General features: G+C 70.9%; 12 protein-coding genes. 6 read left to right on the plus strand and 6 right to left on the minus strand.

Annotated elements, in window-relative coordinates:
• Positions 1–586 (plus strand): hypothetical protein (locus tag CCR87_RS03040; RefSeq protein ID WP_201156031.1); only part of this gene is annotated, 586 nt, incomplete at its 5' end.
• A 159-nt stretch (positions 587–745) separates the two neighbouring features.
• Here CCR87_RS03040 and CCR87_RS03045 read toward each other — a convergent pair.
• From CCR87_RS03045 to CCR87_RS03070, 6 genes are all read right to left on the minus strand, one after another.
• Complete coding sequence (locus CCR87_RS03045) at positions 746–1519, minus strand: fumarylacetoacetate hydrolase family protein (RefSeq protein ID WP_201156033.1); 774 nt, start codon at positions 1517–1519, stop codon at positions 746–748.
• Positions 1520–1638: 119 nt separating this feature from the next.
• A complete protein-coding gene (locus tag CCR87_RS03050) occupies positions 1639–2616 on the minus strand; it encodes a 2-dehydropantoate 2-reductase (protein ID WP_201156035.1) in 978 nt (325 codons plus the stop codon).
• A 3-nt stretch (positions 2617–2619) separates the two neighbouring features.
• Positions 2620–4161 carry an acyl--CoA ligase gene (locus CCR87_RS03055; protein ID WP_201156037.1) on the minus strand — a complete coding sequence of 514 codons (1542 nt, stop codon included), beginning with the start codon at positions 4159–4161 and terminating at the stop codon, positions 2620–2622.
• Between the two features lie 48 nt (positions 4162–4209).
• On the minus strand, positions 4210–5721 hold the full coding sequence (locus CCR87_RS03060) for a tripartite tricarboxylate transporter permease (protein ID WP_201156039.1): 1512 nt from the start codon (positions 5719–5721) through the stop codon (positions 4210–4212).
• A gap of 9 nt (positions 5722–5730) precedes the next feature.
• Entirely contained in the window at positions 5731–6237 is a 507-nt protein-coding gene (locus CCR87_RS03065) for a tripartite tricarboxylate transporter TctB family protein (protein WP_201156041.1), read from the minus strand.
• Positions 6238–6370: 133 nt separating this feature from the next.
• Positions 6371–7348: a Bug family tripartite tricarboxylate transporter substrate binding protein gene (locus CCR87_RS03070; protein WP_201156043.1), complete on the minus strand. Its 978-nt coding sequence runs from the start codon at positions 7346–7348 to the stop codon at positions 6371–6373.
• A 272-nt stretch (positions 7349–7620) separates the two neighbouring features.
• On the opposite strand from CCR87_RS03070, the gene CCR87_RS03075 reads away from it, so the two are divergent.
• From CCR87_RS03075 to CCR87_RS03095, 5 genes are all read left to right on the plus strand, one after another.
• On the plus strand, positions 7621–8448 hold the full coding sequence (locus CCR87_RS03075) for a universal stress protein (RefSeq protein ID WP_201156045.1): 828 nt from the start codon (positions 7621–7623) through the stop codon (positions 8446–8448).
• A gap of 143 nt (positions 8449–8591) precedes the next feature.
• Positions 8592–9569 carry a Bug family tripartite tricarboxylate transporter substrate binding protein gene (locus CCR87_RS03080; protein WP_201156047.1) on the plus strand — a complete coding sequence of 326 codons (978 nt, stop codon included), beginning with the start codon at positions 8592–8594 and terminating at the stop codon, positions 9567–9569.
• Entirely contained in the window at positions 9562–10047 is a 486-nt protein-coding gene (locus CCR87_RS03085; RefSeq protein ID WP_201156049.1) for a tripartite tricarboxylate transporter TctB family protein, read from the plus strand. Before CCR87_RS03080 ends, CCR87_RS03085 begins: the two co-directional genes overlap by 8 nt.
• A complete protein-coding gene (locus CCR87_RS03090) occupies positions 10047–11528 on the plus strand; it encodes a tripartite tricarboxylate transporter permease (protein ID WP_201156051.1) in 1482 nt (493 codons plus the stop codon). Before CCR87_RS03085 ends, CCR87_RS03090 begins: the two co-directional genes overlap by 1 nt.
• 62 nt (positions 11529–11590) lie before the next feature.
• The coding region (locus CCR87_RS03095) for a Tex family protein (RefSeq protein ID WP_201156053.1) at positions 11591–13820 on the plus strand (2230 nt) is incomplete at its 3' end.

Here is a 13820-nt window from a genome sequence, read left to right on the forward strand (position 1 = left end):
CCTCGCCCCGCTTCACCGCCCCCTCGGCGCCGCCTGCATCGCGCTGTTGCTGGGCGTCACCGCCGCCGAGGCCCGCGACATCGGCCGGATCGAGGCCCGGATCGGCGAGGTCCACCACACCGCCACCATCCGCACCGGCGAACCCGCCCTGCCCGAGGGGGCGCAGCGCATGCATGACACCGCCGGTGGGCTGAGCGAGCTGGGCTACGACATGCTCGCGGTGCCGGATGCGGGCGGAGCCGGCCCCGGGGCGATCATCCTTGGGCTGGCCTTCGAAGGGCCGCACACCACCCCCCTGGCCGGATTCGAGCCGGCGATGCTGGTGGATTTCTACGCCATGGTCGCGGAAACATGGCACCCGGGCGCCGAGGCTCCGGAGTTCGTCTGGATGACCGCGCCCGAGGACGGGGCGGAGATGGTCATCGCCGAAATGACCGTCGACGACGACACCACGCTGCTGTCCGGCACCATCACCGACGCGCCGTTCTGCCTTGTGCATGTCGACGATCTGGCGAATTTCGACGAGGACCGGTCGGACGGGACCTGCCACACCGGCACGCTGACCTTCACGCTCGACACCCGCTGAACGGCAACGGGGCCGCGCGGACCAGCCGCACGGCCCCGAGTCTTGGGCCCGAGTCGCGGGCCCGAGTGGTGGTCCCGAGTGGTGGTCCCGAAACGCGGCCCCGAAGCGCAGGCCCGAATGCCCAGCCCGAATCGCAGGCCCCCACCGCAGCCCGGTACCTCAGGCCCCGGCGGGGGCGGCCATCGTGACCGGCAGGGTCCCGATGCCCTCGATCACCACCTCGACCACGTCGCCGGCCTTGACCGGCCGCGCGCCCACCGAGGTGCCGCAGGCGATCACGTCGCCCGGCTCCAGCGTCATGTCCCCCGACAGCAGGCTGACGATGCGCGCAGGCTCCATGATCATGTCGTCGGCCGGATAGCTCTGGCGCTCGCGCCCGCCGACCATCACCTGCACCGTCACCGCGCGCCAGTCGAGGTCGGTCTCGATCACCGGGCCGATCACGCCGAAGTTGTCGAAGCCCTTGGCCCGGGTCCAGTGCCGGAACGAGCTGTCGGCGTCCAGCAGATCCAGCGCCGTGAAGTCGTTGACGCAGGTGTAGCCGAGGATCGCCTCGGCGGCCTCCTCCGGGGTGGCGTTGCGGCAGCGCTTGCCGATCACCACGCCCAGCTCGCCCTCGAAGATCACGCGGCGCGCGGCGGCGGGCATCTCGACCACCGCGCCGGGACCGGCGAGCGAGGTCGCGGGCTTGAGGAAATAAAGCGGATGCTCGGGGATCTCCCAGCCGTTGCGCTGGGCTGCGGCGTGAAAGTTGTTCCACAGCCCGATGAACTTGCCCGGCACGCACGGCGGCAGCCGTTCGGTGTCGGCCAGCGCCACCGCCGGCCCCGCCCCCTCGTCCGAGCCCAGCGCGACGCGCGGATGCAGGCTGTCGCCCTCGATCACCCCCACCAGTTCGCGCCCGTCGGTCGTCCGCACCCGTGCCCACTGCATTCTGTCCGTCCCCTTTTCAGACATGCGCACACGGGACACCAGAGCCCCGCGTGCCGATTCACTACCTGTCGCGCCCCGCGATGGGCCGCACCCCCGTCCCCCGCCGCAGCGGGCCGGGATCAGCCGTACAGCCCTGCGCTGCGCGCCCGCAGCCGGATCAGCGCCAGCACCGTGTCGATGGTCGGCGTCGGCGTCCCTGTCAGGTGGCCAAGCTCCTGCACCGCGCTGACGAGGGCGTCGATCTCCATCGGGCGACCGGCAGTCAGGTCCTGCAGCATCGAGGTGCGGTGCGCCCCCACGGCCGCGCCCCCGTCGATGCGGCGGTCCACGTCGATGGGGAATTTCACGCCCAGCGCCTCGGCGATGGTCTGCGCCTCCACCATCATGTTGCGGGCGACCTGGCGGGTGCCGGGATCGGTGCACAGCACATCCAGCGTGGCATGCGTCAGCGCCGAGATCGGGTTGAACGACAGGTTGCCCCACAGCTTCACCCAGATCTCGTCGCGGATGCGCGGGCGCACCGGCGCCTTCAGCCCGACCGAGTTCAGCGCGTCGGACAGCTTTTTCGCGCGCTCGGACTTCTCGCCCGAGGGCTCGCCCAGCGAGAAGCGGTTGCCCTCGATGTGGCGGATGGTGCCGGGCTCGGTCACCTCGGCGGCCGGATAGACGACGCAGCCCAGCACGCGCTCGGGGCCAAAGCCCTTCCACTGCGCGCCACCGGGATCGACGCTTTCCAGCTGGCGGTCCGCCAGCGGCCCCTCCAGCCCGTGGAAATACCACCACGGCACGCCGTTCACGCCGGACACGATGGTGGTGTGATCCCCGATCAGCGGCTGCATCCTGTCCACCACGGCCGGAACCGAATGCGCCTTGAGGGTGATGATGACGTAATCCTGCGGCCCCAGATCGGCGGGGTTGTCGGACGCGGTGACGGGGACGGTAAACGTCCCCTCCTCCTCGATCAGGGTCAGGCCCTTGTCACGCATGGCCGCCAGATGCGGGCCGCGCGCCACAAGGCTGACGTCCGCGCCCGCCTTGGCCAGCTTTGCGCCCATGTAGCCGCCGATGGCGCCGGCGCCGAAAATGCAGATCTTCATGGGTTACGCCTTCTCCACCAGACCGAGCTTTTCGGCCAGCCCGATGCGCTGCATCTTGCCGGTGGCCCCCTTCGGGATCTCATCCAGGATCACCACCTTGCGCGGCACCTTGAAGTCGGCCAGCCGGCTGGCTGCGAAATCCCGGATCTCGCGGTCGGTGGCGGTCTGGCCTTCCTTGAGGACCACGGCCGCCGCGACCTCCTCGCCCAGCTTGGGGTGCGGCACGGCGAAGGTGACGACCTGGCCCACGGCCGGGTGGTCCATCAGCACCGCGTCCACCTCCAGCGGGCTGACCTTCTCACCGCCGCGGTTGATGATCTCCTTCAGGCGGCCGGTCAGGTTCAGATACCCCTCGGCATCGAACGCGCCCTGGTCGCCGGTGCGGAACCAGCGCTTGCCGTCGGCCTCGAAAAAGTTCTTGGCGTTGGCCTCCGCGTTGCCCTCATAGCCGGGAGTGACGTTGGGGCCGGAGATGACGACCTCGCCGGTGGCGTCCATCGGCAGCAGGCGGTTCTCGGTCTCATGCGCGACACGCACCTCCGGGCCGGCGGCGATGCCCACCGCGCCGGGCTTCTGCGCGCGCGGCGGCAGCGGGTTGGAGGCCATCTGGTGCGCGGCCTCGGTCATGCCGTAGCTCTCGATCACCGGGGCGCAGAAGGTTTCCGACAGCGCCACCATCACCTGCGGCGGCAGCGACGCCGACGACGACCGGATCAGCCGCAGGTTGGCGCGCCCGACGATGTCGGCATTGCGCGCCGCACGCGACAGGATCGCCTGATGCATGGTCGGCACGGCGGTGTACCAGGTCGGCTTGGCGGTATCGAGCCAGCCGAAGAAGCGCAGCGCATCGAACCCCGGCGCGCACCAGATCGACGCCCCGGCCGCCAGGCTGGAGGAGATCGCCGCCAGCAGCCCGTGGATGTGAAAGAGCGGCATCACGTTCAGGCAGCGATCGTCCGGCGTCAGCGCCAGCGACGTCCCGATATGGCGTGCGGATGCGGCCACGTTGCGCTGCAGCAGCGGCACGATCTTGGGCCGCGACGTGGTGCCCGAGGTGTGCAGGATCAGCGCGATGTCGTCGGCGGCGGCGGGGGCGGTGTCGGGGGTGCCCTCGGCGCGGCCCTCGGCCGTCAGGGTGAAATCCCCCGCCGGGCCGGCAGCGTCGAACGCCAGCCGCAGCACCACCAGCCCGTGGCGGGCGGCGGCCTCGTGGGCGGGGCCGTCATAGCCCTCGGGCAGGACGATGGCCTTGGCCTTCAGGTCCTCGAGGTAGAAGTCGAACTCGTCGACCCGGTACGCGGGGTTCAGCGGCGCGGTCACCGCGGCCTGCGCGACGGTGACGAAGGCCGCCGCCATCTCGGGGCCGTTGGGCAGCACGATGGCCACCCGGTCGCCGCGCCCGATGCCCGCGCCATGCAGGGCGTCGGCGGTGCGCGCGGCCAGATCGCGCAGGCCGCCGTGGCTCAGCCAGGGACGGTCGGGGGCACCCAGCGCGGGTGCATCGGCGGGATGGGTGGCCAGCAGGCCCTTCAGCGTGTCCGACATGGTCTTTTCGTCTCCCTCGTTCGGCATTGGGCGGGGTTTAGCGCAGGTTCACGCGGCGCGCGACCCCCCGCGCCGGGCCCACAGCCGCGACAGCAGCGGCAACATGAAGAACAGCAGCGCCAGCCCGATAAAGGTGGCCGACAGCGGCCGCGTGACAAAGGTGGTCACATCCCCCTGCGCCGAGATCAGCGCCTGGCGGAAGCTGCGCTCCATCACCGGGCCCAGCACCAGCGCCAGAACCAGCGGCGCCAGCGGGTAATCGGCCTTGCGCAGCAGATACCCCACCACCCCGAAGGCCAGGATCAGCCACACATCGTGCATCCGCTGGTCGGGCGCGAACCCGCCCACGATGCACAGCACCAGCACCAGCGTGCACAGCACGGTGAACGGCATCCGCAGCGCCCACACGAACACCGGGATCAGCGCAAGGTTGATCAGCACCGCCGCCAGGTTCGCGGTATAGAGCGACGAGATCAGCCCCCACACGAAATCCGCCTGTTCGACGAACAGCATCGGCCCCGGCGTCAGACCCCACATCACCATGCCGCCCAGAAGCAGCGCCGTGGTGGGCGAGCCGGGAATGCCCAGCGACAGCATCGGCAGCAGCGAACCGGTGGAGGCCGCGTTGTTGGCCGTCTCCGGTGCGACCACGCCCTCCACATTGCCCTTGCCGAAGCTGTCAGGCTCGCGCGAGGTGCTTTTTGCGATGCCATAGGCCATCAGCGAGGCCGGCGTGGCCCCCGCCGCCGGCAGCATGCCGACAAAGAACCCCATGACCGAGCCCACGCCCATCGTCTTCCAGGTTCGCGACAGCACGGCAAAACCCGCGCGCATCTCGGCCCAGGTCACCTTGGCGGGCGTCACCGTGGGCTCCACCTTGGAGCGCTCGACCGTCCACAGGACCTCGCCGATGCCATAGACGCCGATGGCCAGCACCAGAAACGAGATCCCGGCATAGAATCCCGGCATGTCGAAGAAGATCAGCCGCGGCTGCCCCGAGATCAGGTCGAGGCCCACGGTGGACAGCACCAGTCCCAGACAGATCATCGCCACCGTCTTGAAGGCGTCATCGCCCCCCAACCCCACGAAGGTCGTGAACGCCAGCAACACCAGCGCAAAGTTCTCGGCCGGGCCGAACTTCAACGCAAGCTCCGCCAGCGGCATGGCAAAGACCGTGAACAGCACCACCGAGATCGTGCCGCCCACGAACGACGCCACCGCCGCCGCGATCAGCGCCAGACCCGCGCGGCCCTGCTGCGCCATGGGCCGCCCGTCGAAGGTCGTCGCCACCGCCGTCGAGGACCCCGGAATGCCCAGCAGGATGGAGCTGATCGCGCCCCCGTACATCGCCCCGTAGTAAAGCGCGGCGAGGAAGATGATGGCCGACGCGGGCGGCACGATGAAGGTCAGCGGCAGCACGATCGCCACCCCGTTGACCGACCCCAGCCCCGGCATCGCGCCGATGAACAGCCCCAGCGTGACCCCCACGATCACGATGCCGATGTTGAGCGGCAACAGCGATGTCGCAAAGCCTTGTCCGAGCAGCGAAAGCACTTCCATGGCGCGACCTCAGAAGAAAATGGCGTAAAGCGGGAAAAACAGCGGCTCGGTGATCCCCTTGGGCAGCAGGATCAGCAGCGCCACCTCGAAGAAGAAGAACAGCACGATCGGCGTGCCCACCACCAGCGGCACCGTCACCCGCCACGAGTTGCGGCCAAAGAACCGCAGGTACCACAGCATGAACAGCGGCACCGCCACATAGGTCCCCACCACCGACATCAGCGCGATGGTGATCGTCAGCGCCAGCGTCACCGCCACCACCGGACCGATCATGCCCGGCTCGAAGAACGGCCGCGGGTCCGGCAGGCGCACCTCGGCCAGCACCGTGCGCACCAGCACCCCGGTCGACGCCGCCAGCATGATCGCGGACAGCCAGAACGGGAACGCCCCGCCGCCGGGACCGCGCCGGCCGTCCCAGGTGGTCGGCAACTCCACGGCATGCCACATGAAATAGACGGACAACCCCATCAGCCCGAGGGCGATGAGGCTTTCGGCTTTCAGGACGGCCTTGAGCATGGGGAATCCTTCGATGCTGGCGGTCAGGGACATCACGACCGGTGCGCAGGGCGCCCCGGCGCGGCGGCGGGGCGGCCATGGCAGAAGCGGGCGCGGCCGATGCCGCGCCCGCCGCCATCCGACTGCCGCCGGATCAGGACTGGTCTTCGAGCGACGCGAGGATCTGGCGGTGCAACTCGCGCTGCTCGACGAAATAGGCCTGAAGCTCGTCCCCGCTGAGGAAGTCGGTCAGCAGCGCCTGTTCGGCGGCATAGCTCTGCCAGGTCTCGGACTGGCTCAGCCGCTCCAGCAGGTCGACGTAATAGGCCTGCTGCGCCTCGCTCAGCCCGCCCGGCGCGACAAAGCTGCGCTGCATGTAGTATTCCAGATCGTAGCCAAGCTCGATGAACGTCGGCACGCCGGGCATGCTCTCCAGCCGCTCGTCGGTCAGCAGCGCGATCGGGCGCACCCGCCCCGCCTGCCAGAAGCTCATCGCCTCGGAGGGGTTGTTGACGGTGGCGTCGATGTGGCCGCCCACCAGCGCGGTGGCCACGTCACCGCCCCCGCCCATCGGGACATAGGTGTGGGTGATGTCGAACTCGGCCTCCAGCAACGCGGTCACCAGGCTGTCCTCCTGGCCCGATCCGGTGCCGCCCATCCGCCAGCTGCCGTCGGCGGCGCGCACCGCCTCGACGTAGTCCTCCAGCGTCTCGATGCCGCTGTCGACGTTGACCCACAGCGCAAAGGTGTCCACGGCCATCCGCGCGAGCGGCGTGAACTCCTCGATGTCGACACCGATGTCGGTCTGGTCGGGCGTCGTGAAGTAGCTGTTCAGCGTCGCCATGATGATGTGCGGGTTGCCCTCGTTGTCCTTGAGGTACCGCAGCGCCTCGGCGCCCGAGCCGCCCCCCTTGTTGACCGGCATGAACGGCAGCCGCGCCAGGCCTTCCTGCTGGATGATCGACTGGAACAGCCGCGCCAGACGGTCGGCCCCGCCGCCCTGTCCGGCCATGATCACCATCTCGACCGGGCGGCTGGGCTGCCAGTCCTGGGCCTGCGCGGGCATCGCCGCGGCAAGGGCTGCGGTGGCGGCAAGGCCGATTGCAACGCGACGGGGGAGGCTGGTCAACATGATCGTGTCTCCTCGGTGGGGATGGACCGCAGTCGGTCGAGACGGTTTGTGTAGATTGTCCGCGCAAGGGTCGCAACATAGTTTAGCAATGTTTTTGTGCATTGTTGCGCCGTCCCAGCCCATGACGGCGTGTTTGTGTCGCGCACGCCGCCGGGGGCTTGACATCGCGCTTCGGCATCAAACCCCCTCTCGCCCGACGGGATGGGAACGTGCTACGACGAGCCTCCGGCCGACAGGAGCGGCGGGAACCCGCGGGGAGGAGGATCACCGCCATGCCATTGAAGAGTATACTCGCCGCGTTCTCCGGCGATCCGCACAGCTGCACCGCGCTGCAACTGGCGCTGCAACTGCAACGCCGCCACGGCGCGTACCTGACCGGGGTGGTGTGGCACGGCCGCATGCCGCTGGAGACGCGCCACCGTGCCTTTCTCGGCCGCACCGTCGCCGACATGCTGGCGAATCGCGAGGACGAGGCCGCCCGCATCATCCGCGCCGACTTCGAGGCGCGCGTTGCCGCCGGGGGCGACCCGCAGGCCGCCAGCTTCATCGACCTGCACGAGATGGAAGACCTGAGCCTGCCGCAGCGCGCGCGCGCCTATGACCTCGTGGTGATGAGCCGCCATGCCGCCGAAGTGGGCCGCGAACACGCCGAGGTGCGCCCCGACGTCATGGCCCTGCGCAGCGGTCGGCCCATCATCGCCGTGCCCGACGCCTATGACGGGCAACTGCCCGAACACATGCTGCTGGCCTGGGACGGCAAGCGCGCGGCGGCGCGCGCACTGGGTGACATGCTGCATGTGCTAGGCGGGGTGCGCAAGGTGACGGTGCTGACCATCGCCGCCACCCCCGAACCCGCCCCCGAGGCCGGCGACGACGTGGTCGGCCTGCTGCACCGCCACGGCCTCGAGGCAAGCCGCATCTACCGCACCGCGCCGCGCGGGCGCACCACGCGCGCCATCCTCGATGCCTGCGGCGACACCGGCGCGGACATGCTGGTGATGGGCGCCTATGAGCACAGCAAGTTCACCGAGGACCTGTGGGGCGGCGTGACCCGCGACATCCTTGCGGATGCCCGGTTGCCGGTGCTGATGTCGCACTGACCGGGACGGCAGCGCCGACGGGGGCCGGGGCGGCAGCGCGGACCGCGACCGGCCCGCAGCCTTGCTTGCGGACGGCCCCGGCCCGGCGCTAAAGACGGCGGCAGGGAGGGGGCGCCCGCGCGACCCCGAAACCGGAGGAAAAGATGAACAAATTCGTGGCACTGGCCGCCGTGGCCGCCCTGGCCCCCACGGCCGCCCTCGTCCCCGCGACCGCCCAGGCCGAGGACTGGCCCACCCGCAGCGTCACCGTCGTGGTGGGCTTCGGCGCGGGATCGACCCCCGATCTGCTGGCGCGCGCCGTGGCCGAGGGCCTGCAGGAACGCTTCGGCCAGCCGTTCGTCGTCGACAACCGGCCCGGCGCGGGCGGCAACATCGGCCTCGACGCCGTGGCCCAGGCCGACCCCGACGGCTACACGCTGGGCGTGACCATTCCGGGGCCGCTGATCGTGAACCCCATGCGCATGGATCTGATGTACGATCCCGCCACCGACATCCGCCCCGTGACCATGCTGGGCACGCAGCCCAGCGTGCTGGCCGTCAACGCCGATCTGGAGGTGGAGACACTGGAGGAGCTGCTCGATCTGCTGCGCGCCGATCCGGGCGCCTACAACTACGCCTCCATCGGGGTCGGGTCGATCTCGCAGCTGGCGATGGAGATGGTGGCGCTGGCAAGCGGCACGGAGGTGGAGCATATCCCCTACACCTCCTCGCCCGAGGCGGTGCAGGCGGTGATCGGGAACGAGGCGCAGATGGCCACCATGCCGCCGCTGGCGGTGCTCTCGCACGCCGAGGCAGGCACGCTGCGGCTGCTGGCGCAGACCTCGGCCGAGCGGATGGACATCGTGGCCGACGTCCCGACCTTTGCCGAGCTGGGCGTCGACGGCGTGCAGGCCGAGGCATGGAACGCGCTGGTCACCACCGGCGGCGTATCCGACGCGGTCATCGATACCCTCTACGGCGCGCTGGCCGAGCTGCTGGCCGATCCCGACATGCAGGCACGCATCAGCGCGCTGGGCTTCCAGCCCGTGCAGATGACCCCGGCCGAGTTCGAGGCCCGCATCGCGGAGGAAACCCCGCGCTGGCGCGCCGTGCTGCAAGCCGCCGACCTGCTGAATGAGTGACGCACCCGGCCGGGCGCCGTCGCTGCGGCGGCGCCTGGCCCGTCCCGGCGTGATCGGCGGCGTCCTCGCGCTGGCGCTGGGCCTGTGGGTGATGGCCGAGGCGGCGGGCTATGCCATGGGCAGCGCGCGGCGGATGGGGCCGGGATATTTCCCGACGCTGCTGGGCGGGTGGATGGCGGCGATGGGCGCGGCGCTGGCGGGGCTGTCGCTGTGGCGCGAGGCCCCCGCCGACACCGACCGCGCCGACCCCCGCGCCCTTCTGGCGGTGCTGAGCGGGATCGCGGCGTTCGCGCTGCTGCTGCCGCGCGCGGGTCTGGTGCCGGCGGTGGCGGGGCTGGTGGTGATCGCGGCGCAGGGCTCGGGGCTGATGCGGCCGGGCGCCACGCTTGTGCTGGCGGGCGTGCTGGCGATTCTGTCGTGGGGCATCTTCCGGCTGGGTCTGGGGCTGCCGCTGCCGGCATTCACGGGGCTGGGGTGATGGATCTGGTCTCCAACCTCGCGCTGGGCTTCCAGACGGCGCTGTCGCCGATGGCGCTGGCGTTCTGCCTGCTGGGGGTGACGCTGGGCACCCTGATCGGGGTGCTGCCGGGGATCGGGGCGATGGCGGCGATCGCGATGCTGCTGCCGATCACCTATCATGTGCCACCGACCGAGGCGCTGATCATGCTCGCGGGCATCTACTATGGCGCGCAGTACGGCGGCTCGACCGCCTCGATCCTGCTGCGGCTGCCGGGCACGCCGCAGGCGGCGGTGGTGACGCTGGACGGCTATCCCATGGCCCAACAGGGTCGCGCGGGGGTGGCGCTGTTCATCACCACGATCGCGTCCTTCTTCGGCTCGGTCGTGGGGGTGGTGCTGCTGGCGGGCTTCGCGCCGCTGCTTGCGCGCGGGGCGATGGCGTTCCAGGCGCCGGAGTATTTCGCGCTGATGGTGCTGGGGCTGATGGCGGCGGCGCTGCTGACGCAGGGCTCCGCGCTGCGCGGGCTGATCATGGTCGCGCTGGGGCTGAGCCTCGGCACCGTGGGCACCGACCTGCAGACCGGCACCTTCCGCTTTGTCTTCGGGATGCCGGAACTGGCCGACGGGATCGGGCTGGTGGCGATGGCGATGGGGCTGTTCGGCGTGTCCGAGGTCATCGCCAACGCCGCCCGCGGCGGTGCCCCGGTCGCCCGCACGCCCAGATGGCGCGAGATGATCCCCACCCGCGCCGACTGGCGCGCAGCCCTGCCGGCGATGGGGCGCGGCGCGGGGGTGGGCGCGGGCTTCGGCGCGCTGCCGGGCACGGGGTCGTCCATCGCGGCCTTCGTCTCCTATGCGGTGGAAAAGCGCGTGGCGCGCGACCCCTCGCGGTTCGGGCGCGGCGCGATTCAAGGCGTGTCCGCCCCCGAGGCCGCCAACAACGCCGCCGCCCAGACCGCCTTCATCCCCACCCTGACGCTGGGCATCCCCGGCGACGCGGTGCTGGCGCTCATGCTGGGCGCGCTGATCATCCACGGCATCATCCCCGGCCCCGGCCTGATCGAGGCGCAACCCGCGCTGTTCTGGGGCCTCGTGGCCAGCTTCGTGCTGGGCAACCTGATGCTTCTGGTGCTGAACCTGCCACTGATCGGGGTCTGGATCTCGATCCTGCGGGTGCCGTACCGGCTGCTCTACCCCGCGATTCTGGTGTTCATCTGCATCGGGGTGTTTTCCATCCGCAACTCGGTGTTCGACATCTGGGTGGTGCTGATCTTCGGCGCGGTGGGCTATGGCATGCGCCTGCTCAGGTTCGAGCCTGCGCCGCTGCTGCTGGGCTTCATCCTCGGGCCGCTGGCCGAACAGTACCTGCGCCGGGCGATGACGGTGTCGCGCGGCGATCCGATGATCTTTCTCGAACGGCCCATCAGCGCGGGGCTGCTGGCGGTGGCGGCCCTGCTGCTGGTGTGGACGCTGGCCTCTGCGTGGCGCCGCGCGCGGTGATGCCCCTTCCGCACCCGCGCCCCGGGCGCTAGACTCTCCCCTCCCCGGACACGGAGCCTGCCTTGACCACCGACGCCCGCATCCTGCGCACCCTTGCCACCGACATCGCCGCGCGCCCCGAACAGGTCCGCGCCGCCGTGGATCTGCTGGACGGTGGCGCCACCGTCCCCTTCGTCGCGCGCTACCGCAAGGAGGCGACGGGGGGCCTCGATGACACGCAGCTGCGCCTGCTGGCCGACCGCTTGGGCTATCTGCGCGAGATGGAGGCGCGGCGCGCGGCCATCGTGAAATCCATCACCGATCAGGGCCGGATGACCGACGATCTGGCCCGCGCGCTGGCCGGGGCGGAAAGCAAGGCCACGCTCGAGGACCTGTACCTGCCGTTCAAGCCCAAGCGCCGCACCAAGGCGATGATCGCGCGCGAAAACGGGCTGGAGCCGCTTCTGCGCGCCATCCAGACCGACCGCGCCGCCGTGCCCGAGACGCTGGCGGCGGCGTATCTGTCGGACACGGTCGCCGACACCAAGGCCGCGCTGGACGGCGCCCGCGACATCGCCGTGGAGGAGCTGTCGGAGACCGCCCCCCTGCTCGCCCGTCTGCGCGAGGTGATGCGCACGGATGCCCTCGTCACCGCCCGCCTGATCCCCGGCAAGGAGGACGCAGGCGCCAAGTTCCGCGACTATTTCGACCACCGCGAGAAGCTCTCGGCCATCCCCGCCCACCGTGCCCTTGCGATCCTGCGCGCCCAGAAGGAAGAGATCGTCAGCGTCGAGATCGCCCCCGAGACCGCCGACACCCCCGAGGCCATCATCGCCGCCACCATCGGCATCCGGGGCGACGGCCCCGGCGATGCGTGGCTGCGCAAGGTCGCGGCCTGGGCCTGGCGGGTGAAGCTGTCGCTCTCGATGCATCTGGAGATGATGGCCGAGCTACGCGAGCGCGCCCACACGGCCGCCATCGAGGTCTTCGCCCGCAACCTGCGCGACCTGCTGCTGGCGGCGCCTGCGGGGGCGCGCGCGACGCTGGGCCTCGACCCCGGCATCCGCACGGGGGTGAAGGCGGCGGCGGTGGACGCCACCGGCAAGGTTCTGGGTACCGCCACCCTGTACCCGTTCCCGCCCCGAACGGACGTCACCGGCGCCGCGCGCACCCTGCGCGAGATGGTCACCCGCCACGGCATCGCGCTGATCGCCATCGGCAACGGCACCGCCAGCCGCGAGACCGAGCGCTTCGTGGCCGAGGCGCTGGCCGCCCTGCCCGACGGCGCCCCCCGCCCGCTGCGGGTGGTGGTGTCGGAGGCCGGCGCCTCGGTCTACTCCGCCTCCGAGCTGGCGGCGGCGGAGTTTCCCGACCTCGACGTCAGCCTGCGCGGCGCGGTGTCGATCGCGCGCCGCCTGCAGGACCCGCTGGCCGAGCTGGTCAAGATCGCGCCGCAGTCCATCGGCGTGGGCCAGTACCAGCACGACGTCGACCAGCGCCGCCTTGCCCGCGCACTGGAGGGGGTGGTGGAGGATGCGGTGAACGCCGTTGGGGTGGACCTCAACACCGCCTCGGCGCCGCTGCTGACTCATGTCGCGGGGCTGGGGCCGACGCTGGCGCGCAACATCGTGGCGCACCGCGATGCCTCGGGGGCCTTTACCACCCGCCGTGCGCTGCTGAAGGTGCAGGGGCTGGGGCCCAAGGCGTTCGAGCAGTGCGCGGGTTTCCTGCGCATCCGCGACGGCAAGGAGCCGCTGGATGCCTCGGCCGTCCACCCCGAGGCCTATGACCTCGCCCGCCGCATCGTCGCCGCCTGCGGCCGCGACATCCGCGCCATCATGGCCGCCCCCGAGGCGCTGCGCGGCCTGCGCGCGCAGGAGTTCGTGGACGACCGCTTCGGCCTGCCCACCGTGCGCGACATCCTGTCGGAGCTGGAGAAACCCGGCCGCGACCCCCGCCCCGCCTTCGTCACCGCGCGCTTTGCCGACGGGGTGGAGGCGATCGGCGACCTGCGCCCCGGCATGATGCTCGAAGGCACCGTGACCAACGTCGCGGCCTTTGGCGCCTTCGTCGATGTGGGCGTGCATCAGGATGGGCTGGTCCACGTCAGTCAGCTCGCCGACCGCTTCGTCAAGGACCCGCATGAGGTCGTGAAGGCCGGCGACGTGGTCAAGGTCCGCGTTGTGGAGGTCGACACCACCCGCAAGCGCATCGCGCTGAGCATGCGCAAGGAGGCCGCCGCGCCGTCCGGGCGCGCCACCGCCGCCGGGCGGTCTGCGCCCGGCCCGGCGGCCAAGGCACCCCGGCCCGGCC

The sequence above is a fragment of the Rhodobaculum claviforme genome (assembly GCF_016653255.1).
Lineage (GTDB): Bacteria > Pseudomonadota > Alphaproteobacteria > Rhodobacterales > Rhodobacteraceae > Rhodobaculum > Rhodobaculum claviforme.

Bases quoted from the DNA above. Each gene is read 5' to 3' on its own strand.
- CCR87_RS03045 (WP_201156033.1), bottom strand. From the start codon at position 1,519: ATGCAGTGGGCACGGGTGCGGACGACCGACGGGCGCGAACTGGTGGGG.
- CCR87_RS03050 (WP_201156035.1), bottom strand. From the start codon at position 2,616: ATGAAGATCTGCATTTTCGGCGCCGGCGCCATCGGCGGCTACATGGGC.
- CCR87_RS03055 (WP_201156037.1), bottom strand. From the start codon at position 4,161: ATGTCGGACACGCTGAAGGGCCTGCTGGCCACCCATCCCGCCGATGCA.
- CCR87_RS03060 (WP_201156039.1), bottom strand. From the start codon at position 5,721: ATGGAAGTGCTTTCGCTGCTCGGACAAGGCTTTGCGACATCGCTGTTG.
- CCR87_RS03065 (WP_201156041.1), bottom strand. From the start codon at position 6,237: ATGCTCAAGGCCGTCCTGAAAGCCGAAAGCCTCATCGCCCTCGGGCTG.
- CCR87_RS03070 (WP_201156043.1), bottom strand. From the start codon at position 7,348: ATGTTGACCAGCCTCCCCCGTCGCGTTGCAATCGGCCTTGCCGCCACC.
- CCR87_RS03075 (WP_201156045.1), top strand. From the start codon at position 7,621: ATGCCATTGAAGAGTATACTCGCCGCGTTCTCCGGCGATCCGCACAGC.
- CCR87_RS03080 (WP_201156047.1), top strand. From the start codon at position 8,592: ATGAACAAATTCGTGGCACTGGCCGCCGTGGCCGCCCTGGCCCCCACG.
- CCR87_RS03085 (WP_201156049.1), top strand. From the start codon at position 9,562: ATGAGTGACGCACCCGGCCGGGCGCCGTCGCTGCGGCGGCGCCTGGCC.
- CCR87_RS03090 (WP_201156051.1), top strand. From the start codon at position 10,047: ATGGATCTGGTCTCCAACCTCGCGCTGGGCTTCCAGACGGCGCTGTCG.